Annotated in this window: 14 protein-coding genes; 8 read left to right on the top strand and 6 right to left on the bottom strand. The window is 50.1% G+C overall.

What is annotated here, in order from left to right:
• From HV243_RS14955 to pphA, 4 genes are all read left to right on the top strand, one after another.
• Positions 1-1,269 (top strand): hypothetical protein, encoded by a 1,269-nt coding sequence (locus tag HV243_RS14955; protein ID WP_181603844.1) that lies wholly within the window; start codon positions 1-3, stop codon positions 1,267-1,269.
• Positions 1,269-1,658, top strand: a complete 390-nt coding sequence (locus HV243_RS14950) for a tail fiber assembly protein (RefSeq protein WP_053389822.1) — start codon at positions 1,269-1,271, stop codon at positions 1,656-1,658. The genes HV243_RS14955 and HV243_RS14950 overlap by 1 nt, the downstream gene beginning before the upstream one ends.
• 650 nt (positions 1,659-2,308) lie before the next feature.
• Positions 2,309-3,139, top strand: a complete 831-nt coding sequence (locus tag HV243_RS14945) for a GIY-YIG nuclease family protein (RefSeq protein ID WP_016152777.1) — start codon at positions 2,309-2,311, stop codon at positions 3,137-3,139.
• 90 nt (positions 3,140-3,229) lie between these two features.
• A complete protein-coding gene (gene pphA / locus HV243_RS14940) occupies positions 3,230-3,871 on the top strand; it encodes a protein-serine/threonine phosphatase (protein WP_047358581.1) in 642 nt (213 codons plus the stop codon).
• Here pphA and HV243_RS14935 read toward each other — a convergent pair whose 3' ends face one another.
• The 5 genes from HV243_RS14935 to yebS form a co-directional block, all read right to left on the bottom strand.
• Positions 3,872-4,063: a YebW family protein gene (locus tag HV243_RS14935; RefSeq protein WP_016152779.1), complete on the bottom strand. Its 192-nt coding sequence runs from the start codon at positions 4,061-4,063 to the stop codon at positions 3,872-3,874.
• 102 nt (positions 4,064-4,165) lie between these two features.
• Positions 4,166-4,402: a YebV family protein gene (locus tag HV243_RS14930; protein ID WP_029139506.1), complete on the bottom strand. Its 237-nt coding sequence runs from the start codon at positions 4,400-4,402 to the stop codon at positions 4,166-4,168.
• Positions 4,403-4,502: 100 nt separating this feature from the next.
• Positions 4,503-5,924 carry a 16S rRNA (cytosine(1407)-C(5))-methyltransferase RsmF gene (gene rsmF, locus HV243_RS14925; protein ID WP_072161071.1) on the bottom strand — a complete coding sequence of 474 codons (1,422 nt, stop codon included), beginning with the start codon at positions 5,922-5,924 and terminating at the stop codon, positions 4,503-4,505.
• A gap of 83 nt (positions 5,925-6,007) precedes the next feature.
• Positions 6,008-8,641: a PqiB family protein gene (locus HV243_RS14920; RefSeq protein WP_019076590.1), complete on the bottom strand. Its 2,634-nt coding sequence runs from the start codon at positions 8,639-8,641 to the stop codon at positions 6,008-6,010.
• Positions 8,610-9,893, bottom strand: a complete 1,284-nt coding sequence (yebS, locus tag HV243_RS14915; RefSeq protein ID WP_016152782.1) for a membrane integrity lipid transport subunit YebS — start codon at positions 9,891-9,893, stop codon at positions 8,610-8,612. Before yebS ends, HV243_RS14920 begins: the two co-directional genes overlap by 32 nt.
• 128 nt (positions 9,894-10,021) lie before the next feature.
• On the opposite strand from yebS, the gene HV243_RS14910 reads away from it, so the two are divergent.
• The 4 genes from HV243_RS14910 (at position 10,022) to htpX (ending at position 14,444) form a co-directional block, all read left to right on the top strand.
• A complete protein-coding gene (locus HV243_RS14910) occupies positions 10,022-10,519 on the top strand; it encodes a GAF domain-containing protein (RefSeq protein ID WP_016152783.1) in 498 nt (165 codons plus the stop codon).
• Between the two features lie 96 nt (positions 10,520-10,615).
• Positions 10,616-11,302: an RNA chaperone ProQ gene (proQ, locus tag HV243_RS14905; RefSeq protein ID WP_003833781.1), complete on the top strand. Its 687-nt coding sequence runs from the start codon at positions 10,616-10,618 to the stop codon at positions 11,300-11,302.
• Between the two features lie 19 nt (positions 11,303-11,321).
• Positions 11,322-13,370, top strand: a complete 2,049-nt coding sequence (gene prc / locus HV243_RS14900; protein WP_029139508.1) for a carboxy terminal-processing peptidase — start codon at positions 11,322-11,324, stop codon at positions 13,368-13,370.
• Positions 13,371-13,562: 192 nt separating this feature from the next.
• Positions 13,563-14,444 (top strand): protease HtpX, encoded by an 882-nt coding sequence (gene htpX / locus HV243_RS14895; RefSeq protein ID WP_003034964.1) that lies wholly within the window; start codon positions 13,563-13,565, stop codon positions 14,442-14,444.
• 285 nt (positions 14,445-14,729) lie between these two features.
• On the opposite strand, the gene HV243_RS14890 is transcribed toward htpX, so the two are convergent.
• On the bottom strand, positions 14,730-16,817 hold the full coding sequence (locus tag HV243_RS14890) for a TonB-dependent receptor (protein ID WP_046275917.1): 2,088 nt from the start codon (positions 16,815-16,817) through the stop codon (positions 14,730-14,732).
• Positions 16,818-16,864: the final 47 nt, after the last annotated feature.

Below are 16,864 nucleotides of genomic sequence, written 5' to 3'. Positions count from 1 at the left end.
ATGACTTCATTTATTAAGGTCCCCTTTGCATCATCAGGGGACAAAGTTGCTGTGCCAGATACCGATGCTGGCGGCGGCGTTAATATGACACAGGGGTATGGTCAGGCTTATTCTCTGGATCCGGCTACTGACCCATCAGCAAAGCGGATTGAACGCGATAAGATGAACTGGTTATTCAACAGAATAACTCAGGCAATTAATGAAATTCAGTCTGGTGGCGTAGCGCCTTTTATCACCAGTGCAGATAATGGTGGATCTGCTTTCTCTTATGGTAAAGGTGCTTTAGTTTCGTTGAGTGGTGTGGTTTATCAGTCTTTGGTGGCGAATAATACAGCAACCCCACCTGGCGCGAACTGGTCAGCATTGCCAGAAAAAATACAACCTCTCGATGCCACCCTAACAGCTCTTGCTGGTCTTGTTGGGGCGGCAAATAAACTTCCGTATTTTAATGGTGCTGATACAGCAGCGCTAACTGACCTGACACCTGTCGGGCGAGATATCATTGGCAAAAGTAACGTTGCTGCTGTTCTCCAGTACCTTGGATTGGCTAATTACGCAGACAAAGCTAGTCTGGCGAATCAGGAGTTCTCTGGCCCCGTATCATCTAAAGACAGCGTTACCGCAACATCGCCAGATGGGGTAACCCGCAAAGTGTCGCTTAATGCCAGTACGGGGTTGCAGATAGTTATTTATGATGGCGGAACTTACAAGGGGGCAATAACCATCCCGGCAAAAGACGGGATAATGGCACTTGTATCTGATTTGGCTAATTTTGCTGATAAAAAAACGTCAGATTCTCAGGTTTTTACGGCACCCGTTGTGTCAAATGACGGTATCGTTGCGCAGTCAGGCACCTCGAAAGTTATCCTGTCAGCACAAAACGGGCTGAAATTAATTACTTATCAGAATAATCAGTATGCGGGTGGTGTTGAGATACCGAAACGAGATGGTGTTATAGCGCTGACTGCTGACCTGTTTGGGGTGTCACAAACCTGGCAAAACGTGAAAGGCAGCCGTAACGCCGGGGTGACGTACACCAACTCAACTGGCCGGCCAATTGCTGTCTCCATTGCCGGAATTATGGCGTCAAATCAGACAGGCGTTCAGTTATCACTTGCTGTGAATGGTGTTGAAGCATCAAGTTTTGCAGTCACACAGGCGAGTTTTGATATTCGTGGAAACGTATTTGCAATAGTCCCGCCTGGCGCAACATACAACCTCACCGCAAGTTCAATTACTTCAATTCTGACATGGTCGGAGCTGCGCTGATGAAAACAGAAATTAAAGAACAGAAGTTTTTTGCAGATGGTTCGGGACATGTTTTTTGTATCGACATTATGGAAATTAACGAAGAGTCATGGGCAGAAGAAATACAAGCTGGATGGGAGGAAATTAGTGCTGATGAAGCCATGTTGCTTGCTAATCCACCGCCAACCACAGAGCAGTTAATCGCACAGGCTGACGTACAAAAACAGTCCCTGATTAACGCGGCAATGCAATCAATCGACGTATTGCAGCTAAAGTTGCGCGCGGGTCGTACGCTGACTAATGCAGAGAACGTGAAACTAAACGCGATACTGGACTACATCGACGCGGTGAATGCTATCGATACCTCAACCGCGCCAGATATCACATGGCCAGCTAAACCAGCAGCATAGGAACCTTTGATGGAATGGGCGCGTGCAGTCATATTGGTTGTGTTAGCTCGGCCCACTGATTTTTCATATTGCCGATGGCATGCGTAACGGTGTGCCATAGAAATTTCTGTTCTGGAGTTTTGATCCCGAAGATTTCCCGACGGTGCCACGAAACCAATGGCAACTGATTGATCTTGAATGGGTGCAATAGTAAGTATCAGGAGGTGTTTTTTAGTGGGTTTTTGGTGTTAACTTACTGAAGTATATGGATTATTACGGTTTGAGTTGTAAACAGGAATCGTATTCGGTCTCTTTTTGTGTACTTTATAAACCAAAAGGTTAGAATGCACGGTGCCAAAACACACGAAATTCTTTGTGCGGCATTTTATGCCTGCTACAACAATCTAAACATTTTTGCCCCCATATCCAAGTACTTTTCTGTCATTTTTCACTTTGGTCTTGGACTCGGTGCTATCTGCATCCCTTTATGCAAATGTTCTCGTAACGTGGCAGATGGATATGATTTAAATGTTGTACTATTGAAAATGACAGTATATTAATTTTTTCATAGCCATGGGGATATCGGATAAAGTTAATTGGTAATAATCTAAGGATTATGATTTGTTATGAACGGGTTATAGCGATAAAATTATTAAAGATGGAATGAATATATGAATGACTCAGATGGTTATGTTTATATTTTAAAGAATGATGCCTATCAGGATAATCTTTTTAAGATAGGGTTTACAAAGAACATGCCTGAGCATCGGGCTAAGCAATTGTTTAATGGAGTGACCGGTGTTCCACTACCATTCGATGTTGTTATGGCATGTAAAGTAGGAAATTATCGGGAAGCAGAAAAGAATATTCATCTTCGCTTAAAACCTTATAGAGTAAACCATAGAAGAGAGTTTTTTGAACTACCAATAGAAATTTGCAGTAAGGTAGTTCTAGATGAATGTAATAAGATAAATGCACGACTTAATTTCAATTGTATTAATCCTATAATATTGGTGGAAAAGAAAGAGATCGCTATTGAAATTGAAAAGTATCATGAGTCTAACTTTTTGATATCTATGAAAGATATACTTATGCAAGAAAAATATAATTCTAAATTAAATAGCGAGCAAAAAGATAGAATCGAAATATTGATGCTTGTATTAGCTGAGGTGTTCCCTAACGATCTTGTGGGTTGGTATGATGGATTTATGAAAGACCATGATCCGGAAAAAGAAATACAAATTTGGGAATCGTTAGTTAAGGCTTTTTGTAAAGCCAAGCGTTATTATGAATTCAATGCATATAAACAAGAAGTTTTTAATAGCCTGCTTCTACGGACCATTAATGATAAATCGTTTGTCATGAAAGCTATGGCTTCATCGGAGGTTCCTCATGACTTACTTTCACGAATACTTGACTGTTACGATTTAAAGCCAACACCACTTGTCGTTATTACAGCGAATGGGATTAAAATGGATGCCCGATTACATATCCATAAATAATTATGTCTCGGATATAAATAGAAACGTCCCCGCCTTTCTGATGTATTTGCTAAAATTAAAGTTGCATGAGAACTGTGTACAGGAGGTCAAATGGGACTACCTGACAATGCTTATCAAAGAGTGGAAGCGACGCGCTGGCGACATGTTTGGGTGGTCGGGGATATCCACGGTTGCTTCTCATTATTGATGGCGAAATTGCGCCTGTGTCATTTTGATCCGTGGCAGGACCTGCTGGTTTCAGTGGGGGATGTTATCGACCGTGGACCAGACAGTCTGCGTTGCCTGAAACTACTGCGTAAACGCTGGATTATCGCGGTCAGAGGGAATCATGAACAGATGGGGCTGGACGCGCTGGCAACCGGGGAGCAATTCCTGTGGTTTATGAATGGCGGTTCGTGGTTTGCGCAGGCGGAGCAGCCAGCGGCGACAACCGCTCTTGAAACGTGTCGGCAATTACCCTGGATTCTGGAGCTGCGTTGCCAGAATGGCATACACGTTATTGCTCACGCAGATTACCCTGATGATAATTATCAGTGGCAAAAAGAGGTCGATTTACAGCGGGTACTGTGGGATCGCACAAGGCTGATGAATAAAGGCAACGGCATTCGCGGCGCGGATCACTTTTGGTTTGGCCATACGCCTCTGCGTCAGCGACTGGACCACGAGAATCTGCACTATATTGATACAGGTGCGGTGTTTGGTGGCGAGTTGACGCTGGTGCAACTGCAATAATCAAAAATCGCTGTATTCCTGGGCCGGACGCCAGAAGCTGTCGATGTAGTCATCCGCGGGTAAACATCCGCCGTTACGAATACGCTGATCGTCCATCGATATCAGGCACTGCTGCTCAGTTTTGTAGACATCAACAACGATATCTTCACAACCGCCACCCAGGTAGCACACAAAAAGAACCAGCGTGAACATTCCATCCTCAAATGGTAAAGCCATACCTGTAGTGTAGAAGATGTTGATAGATGAGGGAAATTAACCAAGAAATAACCCGTCTGGCGACGGGTTCTTTTTGAATCAGGCAAGGCGCATGATCCAGGCATCTGACTTACGATCGTAGTGCTCGCGAAATAGAACTGAATGTTCTCCGTTAAGAAGGGCCGGGACGCTGGTGTCGGCATCCCAGGCATCAAGTTGCATGCATAAATCCGGATCGGATTTACACGGAATGGTTAACGTTCGGTCCCCTGGCGATTCGCCATGTAACTCGGCGTCGTCGATTTCAAAAGCGCCAATGCGCACACTGGTTTTCATCATCGTGCTCTCCGTTTATTTGCTGGTTGTGGTACGACCAGTTAGGCCGTCCATTTTTCAGCGTAGTCAACGTTAGCAAAAGCGCCAGTAAAAACGTGCGTTATCCTGTAAAGAGTTTGCCATCCCGGACCAGATCGCGCGGGTAGCTATTCTTTAATCGCGATCCAATACGTTTCGCCAGGCCAATCGGCTGATGCTGGAACGTAACCAGCACATCGTCGGTGGTCGGTGCGGTCTGCGGGTAGACATCCCGTCCGCGGTACCACTCTTCGGCTTCGGCAAGGGTCAGTTCAAACGCATGGCTGTGATTTGTGCTGGCGAGAGCAATGACGGCTTCATGCTGCCAGCGGTACCCTTTATTGTGCGTTTCAGCGAGTTTGATGCCGAGTCGGGAAAAGCGGACTTTGCCGATCAGGGGTTCAATCTCGGTTGGGAATAGCCAAATCTCTTTATCACGCTGCCACAGGCGCAGAGTGTCTTCCCACTGCAATCCACAGGCGTTAGCGGCCTGAGTGACAAGCGCGGATTCACGTCCTTTAAGCGGGCTGAACGGGAAGTTACCGACTTTGTATTTTGGCGTCGGTAGTGCAGGGATCGCGGTGGTTTTGCGCAGACGCGCGACGAAAAAACCTTCACAATCGTAGATCTGCGGGAACACATGCAGGAATCCTTCCGGGGTCAGGGCGCGTTCAGCCTGCGGGAATAAATCGCCCAGTGGTAAAAACTCGACGGCGTCCGGGTAGGTCTCAATCAACCACTGCATAATGTCTTCATTTTCGTCACGGTTCAGCGTGCAGGTCGAGTAAACCAACGTGCCGCCGGGACGCAAGGCATGAAAGGCGCTGTCGAGAAGTTCGCGCTGGGTTGCGGCAATTTCCAGATTACTTTCTGGCGACCAGTTTTTTAGCGCATCGGGATCTTTACGCACCACGCCTTCACCGGAACACGGCGCGTCCAGCAAAATGGCATCGAAGGCTTCTGGCAACGCTGCGCCAAATACCCGCCCGTCAAAATGGGTTAGCGCGACATTGGCTATCCCGCATCGGCTGATGTTGGCATGCAGGACTTTGACGCGACTGGCGGAAAACTCATTTGCCAGAATCGCGCCCTGATTTTTCATTTTTGCGGCAATTTGCGTGGTTTTGGAGCCGGGGGCTGCTGCGACATCCATCACGCGATCCGGGGTGTTACCATCGGCAAACAGCGCGGCGACCGGCAGCATTGAGCTGGCTTCCTGAATATAAAACAGGCCGCTTAAATGTTCCGCGGTACTGCCGAGCGGTACTGACTTTTCATCATCGCGTTCGATCCAGAAACCTTCAGCGCACCAGGGTATCGGAGTGAGCGACCAGTTGTAAGGTGCTGTCAGAGTGAGGAAGTCGGCAACGGAGATTTTCAGCGTATTGACGCGGATGCTGCGACGAAGCGGACGCTGGCAGGCAGCGAGAAAATCATCAAATGAGAGCGTGGAAGGCATTGCTTCACGCATTTGGTTTAGAAAGGCGTCGGGAAAATAAGCCACTTGGTACCACCGGCAAAAAAACAGGTGCGCAGTGTAGCATAAGTGCTCCGGCGCGAGTATGTACGCCGGAGCAAGGGGAGAGATTAACGTGGCAGGGCGGTTCCCCATTCACGCCACTCTTTTGGTTCGCTTTCGAGCAGCAGGAAGTGTTTACCTGCCTGCGCTTTCGGGGCCAGCGGCGTACCCGGTGGCGTAGCGAAGGCGATTCCGCCGCGAATGAACTGATTGAAGGTACCGGTCTTCACGACGCCGCCGGTCAAACCAAAGTCGAGATTGTATCCTGATGCCAGCCAGAACACGGAGTTGTTCCGCACCAGATGCTGATAGCGCTGGCTAATGCGCATCGCCACCATCACGCGGTCAGAAAGCGAGCCCAGCGTCAGCCCGGTGACGGTCCCCACTTCAATGCCTCTGAACAGGACTGGCGTACCGATATTCAGCGAACCCGCTTCCGGCGCTTCTACCACAATACTCAGACCATCGAGGTAACGAGAGTCGGTAATGGTGGCTTCCTGCAGTTCAAAATCACGGCGCGGGTTACCGCGTCCTGGTTCAACGTTAATATACGGCTGTAAGATCGTATCCAGATGCTCGACGCCTGCCGCTGAGATTTGCGGTGTGATCACGGAGAAGCGGGTACCGCTACGGGCAAAAGTCTGCACGTATTCCGGATACAAAACCGCTTTTGCCTGAACTTCGTTACGGGCGGTGATTAGCTCAAGCGTCTGGATCTGGCCGATATCGATCCCCAGGTAGCGAATTGGCATGCCGGCCGCGAGTTTACCGGCATCGAACGCGTGCAGGGTTATCTGGCCGCCCACCGCACGCGCGGCAGTTTCGGAAGCATACAGAATACGCTTGTCGCCTTTGCGTTGGCTGGCGCTGGCGCCGCTGAGGTTATCGAAGCTAATCGCCCCTTTGAGCGCTCGCGACAGGGGAGATGCCTGTACGGTCAATCCGCTACCGTTAAGCTGAACCTTTGCCCCGCCTTCGGCCCAGAATACGCTGTTGCTGGTCAGCAGGTTGCGATATTCCGGTTTGATATGCAGATCGATATCAAACGCATCGGCGCGTGGGCGAACGCTAATCACTTCACCGACCTCGAATTTGCGGTATAACACCACCGAACCGGCCTGCACATCAGGCAGCGTTTCGGCGCTCAGGCTGAGCGTGGTAGTTGGCAGATCGCTCAGGCTGTTTTCAATCGCTTTTTCCAGGTTGGCATACAGCGGGTAGCTTTTTTTCATTTCACCCTTGGTACCGGGCAAAATACGAATGCCGCCGCTGAGCCATTCGCTGGCGCTGGCGCCAAGGAATTCCACGCCATCAAGCCCGACCTTGACGTCAACGCGGCTGTTGACCACAAACTTACTGTCACCTTGCACCAGGGCGCGATGCTGTGGTTCGATGGCAACGGTAAATGAGACACCTTTGCCAGAGAGCGTGCGATCAATCACCTGACCGACCTGTACGCCGTGAAGAATCAGCGGCTGACCGGCATCAATACCGTAACTCTCCGGCGCGGTCAGCGTAAGCGTCATGACGCCCGGATCGTGTAACAACGACTTCTCAGCAGGAATAACCGCAAACTGGTTACGCGGCTCGCCCTCGCCAGGTACCAGCTCGAAAGTTTTGCCAGTCAGTAGCGAACTGATATTGGCATCGTTTAACGATAATTTAGGGCTATGTAATTCAATCCGCGTATTGTCGCGCAGCAGCGTTACGACGCTGGGATCGACCGTCATTTCGCCGGTCACTTTACCGCCCGGATTTAAATCCAGTTTGGTCAGTTGCCCGACTTCTAATCCTTGATACATCAGCGACGTTGAGCCGGCCTTGAGTCCATCGCCGCTGGGTAAATCAAGCTTGACGATCACTCCCCTCTGGCTGTGCGCGAGATCCTGATACAAACCAAACGTGTCATCGGCCACCGCGGGTTTAGAGTCTTCGGGCGAATCAAAAGCAATGGCGCCATTGACCAGCGCCGCCAGACTCTCCAGCTTGATCTTCGCTCCGCTGAGGCTGACATCCGCATTCACACCGGACACGTTCCAGAAACGGCTGCCTTTTTTCACCAGGTTGGTAAAGCGACGTTCGATCAGCACGTCGATGGTTACGCCCTGATGATTTGGGTTGATGGTGTAGTCATACACCCGGCCCACCGGAATCTTGCGGAAATAAACCAGCGAACCGCTATTGAGCGACCCGAGGTCAGGGGCGCGCAGGTGCAGCATCAAATCGCCATTATCCAGACGATATTTGGGCTGCGTATCGAGGGCGACGAAATGATCTTCCGGCTCGCCGGTTCCGGGCATCATGCCGATATAGTTGCCGCCAACCAACGCATCCAGACCAGAAACCCCCGCCAGCGACGCTTTCGGCGTGACCAACCAGAACTGGGTATCTTTGCGCAGAGCATCTTTCATGGTCGATTTGATGCTGACGCGCACTTCAATTTTGCGTAGATCTTCGCTGAGGTTGATATCTTGCACGGTGCCCACTTCAACGCCCTGATAACGAACGGGAGTACGGCCCGGTACAATGCCGTCAGCAGACATAAAGTCAATGGTTACGGTATTGCCGCGATCTTCATAGCTTCCCCAGATAAGCCATCCTGCAATCATCAGCGCGATGAAAGGCAGCAGCCAGAACGGAGAGATACGGCGTTTAGTTTTAATCTGCGCTTCAGTCTGCGAAGCGGGCGTTTCCTGACTCATGTGCATCCCAAAGTAAGCGGCTGTCCAGCCATTCCACAGCAAGAATAGTCAATATTACCGCTGCGCCGAAATAAAACGCAGCTGGCCCCATAGTAAAAGCAAGTATCTGATCGCGATTAATCAGCGACATGGTTAAAGCGATAACAAAGAGATCCAGCATCGACCAGCGACCAATCCAGGTCACCATACGCAGCAGTTTGATGCGGGTACGCAATCCTTGCTCACATCTAAAATGGATGCTGATGAGCAACGTAAACATCACAATCACTTTGGTGAATGGCACCAGAATACTGGCGATAAAAACAATCGCCGCCACGCCGACGTTGCTGTTCGCCAGGGACATTATGCCTGACAGGATCGTGTCTTCCTGGCGGCCGCCATTGACATAAATTACCGAGATGGGCAGCAGATTAGCAGGCAAAAGCAGGACGATCGAGGCCAGCAGAGCAGCCCAACACTTTTGGATACTTTGATTCCTGCGCCAGCGCAACGGGATATGACAGCGAGGGCAGCGACCTCGGGCGTCCGGATAACCTGTAAAGTGGCAGCCGAGGCAGACGCGGAGTTTTTCATCGGGCCGACGGGCTGGTCTTTGCGGGTAGAAACGGTCCCAAAGCTGCTCAACGTTAAGGTGCGACAGCGTCAAAACACTGAGGATTACCAGCGCAATAAAAGCAAACAGACCTACACCGGGTTGCAAAAAAGCATAGTCCTGAACTTTGATTGATGCGACGCCAATGCCTACCAGATAGATATCAAGCATCACCCATTCTTTGAGCCTTTCCAGCATCAGCAGCACTGGGCGCAGGTTCATCCCAAGAATATTGCCAAACCACAGATAAGCGATTGAGGTCACGAGAATGATGGGCGCACCGGCAACGCAAAAGAGTACGAAGGATGCGGTGAGTGGGTCGCCTTGTCGGGTCATTTGCCAGATGCCTTGCAGCACATTGGCGTCAATGCGCACACCTAATAAATAGATGTGCAGGAGCGGTTCTCCCCAGGCAAAGGGCATCAGCAGCAGCATGGTGAAAGCCATAGCCGCCAGTCGTGTTAATGACCAGTCGCGTCCGTCACGAATTTTTGCCTGACAGCGTGGGCAAAATGCACTTTGATGCGAACGCATTTTAGGCAAGCTAAAGATCAGGTCACATTCAGGGCAACGATGGTAATGCGCACGAGGGAGTGCATCACCAATGGACCTGATGGCTATTTTTTTAGTCGGCGTGATGCGTGGTGTCGTTAAGGCCATGTATCGCGAATCAAATTGTTGAAGTAATGTTATCTTAACTCATGACGGGAATGATCTTGAGCATTAACGCATTTAATGTTTATTTTAGTAGGCTGCAGCTTTAAGTAAGACAACTAAGTGATTACATAATGAACAAAACAGAGCTATACACGGATCTGAACCGTGACTTTCAGGCATTAATGGCAGGTGAAACCAGTTTTCTGGCAACGCTGGCAAATACCAGCGCGTTGTTGTACGAACGTCTTGCAGAAGTGAACTGGGCCGGTTTTTATCTGCTCGAAAACGATACGCTGGTGTTGGGGCCTTTCCAGGGAAAAATCGCCTGCGTGCGGATCCCGGTAGGACGCGGGGTGTGTGGGACCGCAGTAGCGCAGAACCAGGTTCAGCGCATTGAGGACGTTCATGCTTTTGACGGACACATCGCATGTGATGCCGCCAGCAACGCTGAAATCGTCCTGCCAATCACCGTCGAAAATCAGATAATCGGCGTGCTGGATATCGATAGCACGGCGTTTGGCCGCTTTACTGACGAGGATGAACAGGGGCTGCGAACGCTGGTGGCACAGCTTGAAACCGTGCTTGCAACGACGGATTACAAAAAATTCTTTGCGCGCGTCGCAGGATAATCAACGGATAACGTAGCAATTACTGATGACGTCATTATAATGTCGCCTGTTCATGCCTGCGCTTGTTGGCTACGTCCGTTGTAATCAGGAAATTTCATGGAAAATCAACCTAAGTTGAATAGCAGTAAAGAAGTCATCGCGTTTCTGGCCGAACGCTTCCCGCAGTGTTTTAGTGCGGAAGGCGAAGCGCGCCCACTGAAAATTGGCATTTTTCAGGATCTGGTAGAGCGTGTTGAGGGCGAAATGAACCTCAGCAAGACGCAGCTCCGCTCTGCCTTACGTCTCTATACTTCAAGCTGGCGCTATCTGTATGGCGTTAAATTGGGCGCAACGCGTGTTGATCTCGACGGCAACCCTTGTGGTGAGCTGGATGAGCAGCACGTTGAACATGCTCGCAAACAGCTGGAAGAAGCTAAAGCCCGCGTTCAGGCGCAACGTGCAGAGCAACAGGCGAAAAAACGCGAAGCAGCCGCTGCTGCCGGTGAAAAAGAAGACGCACCGCGTCGCGAGCGTAAGCCGCGTCCTGCACCGCGTCGTAAAGAAGGCGCTGAGCGTAAACCTCGCGCTGAGAAACCAGCAGCAAAAGCACCGCGTGCTCCTCGTGAAGAACAGCATACCCCGGTATCTGATATTTCAGTACTGACGGTAGGGCAGTCTCTGAAGGTGAAAGCAGGTAATAATGCGATGGATGCCACCGTATTAGAAATCACCAAAGATGGCGTCCGTGTACAGCTGAATTCGGGTATGTCTTTGATTGTACGCGCAGAACACCTGGTGTTCTGAAACGGAGGCCAGGCCTGGCATGAACACTTTTTTTAGGCTTACTGCGTTAGCTGGTCTGCTTGCATTAGCAGGCCAGGCACTTGCTGTGGAAGATATCACGCGTGCCGATCAAATCCCCGTTTTAAAGGAAGAAACCCAGCATGCGACGGTAAGTGAACGTGTGACATCGCGTTTTACGCGTTCGCACTATCGCCAGTTCGATCTGGATCAGGCGTTTTCGGCAAAAATTTTTGACCGCTATTTGAATCTGCTCGACTACAGCCACAACGTGCTGTTGGCGAGCGATATCGAACAGTATGCAAAAAAGAAAACGGTCCTTGGCGATGAACTGCGTACCGGCAAGCTGGATGTCTTTTACGATCTCTATAATCTGGCGCAAAAACGCCGATTTGAACGTTATCAGTACGCTTTAAGCGTACTGGCTCGTCCAATGGATTTCACCGGTACCGACACCTTTAACCTCGACCGGAGCAAAGCGCCATGGCCGAAGAGCGAAGCAGAGCTTAACGCGCTGTGGGACGGCAAGGTTAAATTTGACGAACTCAGCCTGAAGCTGACCGGCAAAACCGATGCGGAAATTCGTGAAACGCTGACGCGTCGCTACAAGTTTGCGATTCGCCGTCTGGCGCAGACCAACAGCGAAGATGTGTTCTCTCTGGCGATGACGGCTTTCGCCCGTGAGATCGACCCGCATACTAACTATCTCTCTCCACGCAATACCGAACAGTTCAATACTGAAATGAGCCTGTCTCTGGAAGGTATTGGCGCGGTTTTGCAAATGGATGATGACTACACCGTCATTAACTCCATGGTGGCGGGCGGCCCGGCAGCCAAGAGCAAAGCAATAAGCGTTGGCGACCGTATTGTCGGCGTGGGTCAGACCGGTAAGGGAATGGTCGACGTGATTGGCTGGCGTCTGGATGACGTTGTTGCGCTGATCAAAGGACCCAAAGGCAGCAAAGTTCGCCTTGAAATCCTGCCTGCCGGTAAAGGTACTAAGACGCGTACCGTCACGTTAACGCGTGAACGTATTCGTCTCGAAGACCGCGCCGTGAAAATGTCCGTGAAAACCGTTGGCAAAGAAAAAGTCGGCGTACTGGATATCCCTGGCTTCTATGTTGGCCTGACGGATGATGTCAAAGTTCAGTTGCAGAAGCTGGAAAAACAGAACGTCAGCAGCATCATTATCGATCTGCGCACTAACGGTGGCGGCGCGCTGACCGAAGCCGTTTCGCTCTCCGGTCTGTTCATTCCTTCCGGCCCGGTGGTTCAGGTTCGTGACAATAACGGTAAAGTGCGTGAAGACAGCGATACCGACGGCGTTGTGTACTACAAAGGCCCGCTGGTAGTGTTAGTCGATCGCTTCAGTGCTTCGGCATCAGAGATTTTTGCTGCGGCAATGCAGGATTATGGTCGTGCGCTGATCGTTGGTGAACCGACTTTCGGGAAAGGCACTGTACAGCAGTATCGCTCTCTGAACCGTATTTATGATCAGATGCTGCGTCCGGAATGGCCGGCGCTGGGTTCTGTTCAGTATACGATCCAGAAATTCTACCGTGTAAACGGTGGCAGTACACAGCGTAAGGGCGTTACGCCGGACATCATCATGCCGACAGGTAATGAAGAAACGGAAACCGGTGAGAAGTTTGAAGATAACGCGCTGCCGTGGGATAGCATTGATGCTGCGACCTACACCAAATCAGAGAATCTGACGCCGTTCGGACCTGAATTGTTAAAAGAGCACAATGCACGTATTGCCAACGATCCTGAGTTCCAGTACATCATGAAGGATATTGCGCGTTTCAATGCGATGAAGGATAAACGCAACATCGCTTCTCTCAATTACGCTCAGCGTGAGAAAGAGAATAACGAAGATGACGCAATGCGTCTGGCGCGTATCAACGATCGGTTTAAGCGAGAAGGTAAGCCGCCGCTGAAAAAACTGGACGATTTACCGAAGGATTACCAGGAACCAGATCCCTACCTGGATGAAACGGTAAAAATAGCGCTTGACCTGGCGCATCTTGAAAAAGAAAAGCCAGCGGAACAGCCCGCAACCAGTAAATAACCTCCAACAGGCACAAGAAATTGTGCCTGTTTTTTTAACAAACGCATGAAGACGTCAGTGTGATACGATAAAATGTAAAGTTGTGTCTTTCTGGTGACTTAGCACCTATGGATGCTTGAAAATAGCCATAAGACCCATACGATATGGGTAATCGCATAGTGCGTTTTGTTAAATTGAGGTTAAAAGAAAATTATGATGCGAATCGCGCTCTTCCTGCTGACGAACCTGGCTGTGATGGTCGTTTTCGGGCTGGTATTGAGCCTGACAGGGATTCAGTCAAGCAGCGTTCAAGGCTTGTTGATCATGGCACTGCTGTTTGGTTTTGGTGGTTCCTTCATTTCGCTGCTGATGTCCAAATGGATGGCGTTAAAATCCGTTGGTGGGGAAGTGATCGAACAGCCTCGCAATGAAAGAGAACGCTGGCTGATGAATACGGTAGCGAATCAGGCTCGCCAGGCTGGGATCGCTATGCCGCAGGTTGCAATCTACCATGCGCCAGATATTAACGCGTTTGCTACCGGTGCGCGCCGGGATGCTTCGCTGGTGGCTGTGAGTACAGGCCTGTTGCAAAACATGAGCCCGGACGAAGCCGAAGCCGTTATCGCGCATGAAATCAGCCACATTGCTAATGGCGATATGGTTACCATGACGCTCATTCAGGGTGTGGTGAACACCTTCGTTATCTTTATCTCACGTATTCTGGCGCAAATTGCCGCTGGCTTTATGGGCGGAAACCGCGATGAGGGTGAGGGCAGTAACGGCAACCCATTGATCTACTTCGCAGTGGCGACGGTGCTGGAACTGGTGTTTGGTATTCTGGCGAGCATTATTACCATGTGGTTCTCACGTCATCGTGAATTCCATGCGGATGCCGGTTCAGCAAAACTGGTGGGGCGTGAGAAAATGATCGCCGCGCTGCAGCGTCTGAAAACCAGCTATGAGCCGCAGGAAGCGACCAGCATGATGGCGTTCTGCATCAACGGTAAATCCAAGTCGTTGAGTGAGCTGTTTATGACTCACCCGCCGTTGGATAAACGTATTGAAGCGCTGCGCAGCGGAGAGTATTTGAAGTAAGTTAATGGCTGTCACGGGGCACCCGTTGCTCCGTGACTCATAAAACATAATGGCTATTTAAAGCTATCGATTAAAGCCTCGCCCAGACTATTCTGTCCCAGTTCTGCTTTACCTCTCATTCCGCCATTTTTTCTCTGCCGGAGACGAAAATATTCCTTGCCGCTTTATCTCTGGTAAAAACATTGGAGCCCCGCTGGCTGGCAAAAAGAACAGTGCCGGGCATTTGATGAAACCCAGTGGTAGACGGGCTATCATTGACAGCCCGTCTGGTAGGAAAAAACTAAATCAGAACTGGTAGTTTAACGATACCCAATAGTTACGGCCCGGGTTTACATATCCCGTAGTGGATTGCGCAGTCTGATAGTAATCTCCTGCGTAGGTGCTATTACGGCCCACCTGGTAAAGTTTAACCTCGCTAAAGTCTTTATCCAGCACGTTATTGACCGCCGTATTTAGCGTCAGATCTTTGGTCAGCTTATAAGACATTCCCATGTCGAGAACGGTCCAGGCTTTTAAATCAGCGCCTTTATCGTCATAGACGGCCTTTTGTACTGCGCTGAGGTTGTTGTAATTTTCGGTAAAGCGTGGAGCTTTACCGCGATAACGTGCGCTCAGCCAGGCATTCATATCTTCCGTTGCCTGCCAGTTCAGGCGAGCGTTAGCCATATGTTTTGGCGTGTAGCTTAACGGCGCGCCTTTATTGTCACCATCTTTTTGCTTGCTCTGGGTGTAGGTGTAGTTGAGGGATAAAGTCAGCACATCCGACCACAGAGGGAAGGTGCTGGCAAATTCAACGCCATCGGTCCTTGCCTTGCCGCTGTTGGTATAGCTGTTGGTATTATCATCGATAGAATACGAGACAATTTTATTTTTGTATTCGGTATAGAAGCCGGTAATGTTGGCGTTCAGCCCGGTGTCGTTCTCGTAATACAGCCCGGTTTCATAGCTGATACTTTCCTCAGGTTTTAGGTTCGGATTACCGACCGTATTCACGGTTCCTTGCGCGGTGACGCCGCTGATCCCGTTATGTAACTGGCTCAGTGATGGCGCTTTATAACCTGTCGTCACGCCGCCTTTGAGCGTCCATTCGTCGGATACGTCCCATACCATATACGCGCGTGGGCTGAGATGACCGCCAAAGACATCGTTATGCTCGTAGCGTGTCCCTGCGGTTAAGGCCAACGAGTCGAGAATATGCCATTCATCTTCTACATAGGCTGCCCACGTTTTTTGATGGAACGTTTCGCCGGTATTGGCCAGCACCACACCGTCTTTCATCCGCGCATCCCAATATTCCCCGCCGAGGGTTAAGAGGTGCGAATCACCTAATGGCGTCAGCAGTACTGAGTCCAGAATGACGTTAGTGTTCTTCAGTTCACGTGCGTCACCGGCCCGGCCTGCGTTCTCTGGCGTGAGTGCGGAGGAGACCAGTTGTCGTCCTTTGTTCTCAGTTTCATTCCAGCCGAGGGAGGATTTCCATGTGCCGAACGTTAAGGCGGTATCGTGGCCGAGGGTGACTTTGTTACGCTCATAGCGCAGCGTTTTATCGTAACCCCCCGTCAGGTTACCCAACTGACCGTCATCGTTATCATAGCGCTGTCTGGCGGAGTCGAGATCTAACCATAGCGTATTGCTTTCATTCGTTTTCCAGTCGAGTCGCGTGCCGATGTTATAGTTTTCTGACTCGGTAGGATAAGGTACGCGGGTGGAGGAGGTATCGCTCAGGGAGGTAACGCTGGAACCCTGACGTTGGGTGGTGCTACCCCGAACCTGCATATCCAGTACGCCAGCGATTAACGGGCCGCTTGACCAGAAGTTGGCGACCGTGCTGTTACCCCATTTATTACTCTCTTGCAGGTTAACGCCGGTATTGATGGAGGTGCTCCATTTATCGGTGCTTTTTTTGGTAATGATATTCACCACGCCACCGATTGCGTCGGAGCCGTAAAGCGTCGACATCGGGCCCCGGATAACCTCAATATGATCGATTGCTGCCAGTGGAGGCATAAAGCTGGTATTCATAGCTGAGAAGCCGTTTGGCGTCACATCGCTGCTGCCGTTTTGACGAATACCGTCAATCAGGATCAGGGTATAACTGGCGGGCATGCCACGGATGCTGATCTCCAGGCCACCGGTTTTACCAGTGCTGCTTTCAACATCCACCCCTTCAACAGAACGCAAGGCTTCGCCTAGATCATTATATTTATTGGTTTGTAACTCTTGCTGTGAAATAACGGAGACGCTGGCGGCAGCGTTGGTGATTTTCTTTTCGTAACCGGAAGCGGTTACCACCATAACATCTTCAGCGAAGGCCAGGGGACTGGAAAATCCTAAACAGGACAGAACAACAGAAGCAACAGGTTTTAAACGCATAGTCAAACTTCCTTTGTTAAAAATTCAAAGGAAGTAAGATAATTGAT

Source organism: Citrobacter sp. RHBSTW-00599, from assembly GCF_013784065.1.
In the GTDB taxonomy this organism is placed as follows: domain Bacteria; phylum Pseudomonadota; class Gammaproteobacteria; order Enterobacterales; family Enterobacteriaceae; genus Citrobacter; species Citrobacter braakii.
The sequence above is the reverse complement of the archived record's forward strand: the minus strand, read 5'-3'. Positions and strand labels throughout refer to the sequence as shown.

Bases quoted from the DNA above. Each gene is read 5' to 3' on its own strand.
- HV243_RS14950 (WP_053389822.1), top strand. From the start codon at position 1,269: ATGAAAACAGAAATTAAAGAACAGAAGTTTTTTGCAGATGGTTCGGGA.
- HV243_RS14935 (WP_016152779.1), bottom strand. From the start codon at position 4,063: ATGTTCACGCTGGTTCTTTTTGTGTGCTACCTGGGTGGCGGTTGTGAA.
- HV243_RS14890 (WP_046275917.1), bottom strand. From the start codon at position 16,817: ATGCGTTTAAAACCTGTTGCTTCTGTTGTTCTGTCCTGTTTAGGATTT.
- HV243_RS14945 (WP_016152777.1), top strand. From the start codon at position 2,309: ATGAATGACTCAGATGGTTATGTTTATATTTTAAAGAATGATGCCTAT.
- HV243_RS14920 (WP_019076590.1), bottom strand. From the start codon at position 8,641: ATGAGTCAGGAAACGCCCGCTTCGCAGACTGAAGCGCAGATTAAAACT.
- proQ (WP_003833781.1), top strand. From the start codon at position 10,616: ATGGAAAATCAACCTAAGTTGAATAGCAGTAAAGAAGTCATCGCGTTT.
- HV243_RS14910 (WP_016152783.1), top strand. From the start codon at position 10,022: ATGAACAAAACAGAGCTATACACGGATCTGAACCGTGACTTTCAGGCA.
- prc (WP_029139508.1), top strand. From the start codon at position 11,322: ATGAACACTTTTTTTAGGCTTACTGCGTTAGCTGGTCTGCTTGCATTA.
- pphA (WP_047358581.1), top strand. From the start codon at position 3,230: ATGGGACTACCTGACAATGCTTATCAAAGAGTGGAAGCGACGCGCTGG.
- yebS (WP_016152782.1), bottom strand. From the start codon at position 9,893: ATGGCCTTAACGACACCACGCATCACGCCGACTAAAAAAATAGCCATC.
- htpX (WP_003034964.1), top strand. From the start codon at position 13,563: ATGATGCGAATCGCGCTCTTCCTGCTGACGAACCTGGCTGTGATGGTC.
- HV243_RS14930 (WP_029139506.1), bottom strand. From the start codon at position 4,402: ATGAAAACCAGTGTGCGCATTGGCGCTTTTGAAATCGACGACGCCGAG.
- HV243_RS14955 (WP_181603844.1), top strand. From the start codon at position 1: ATGACTTCATTTATTAAGGTCCCCTTTGCATCATCAGGGGACAAAGTT.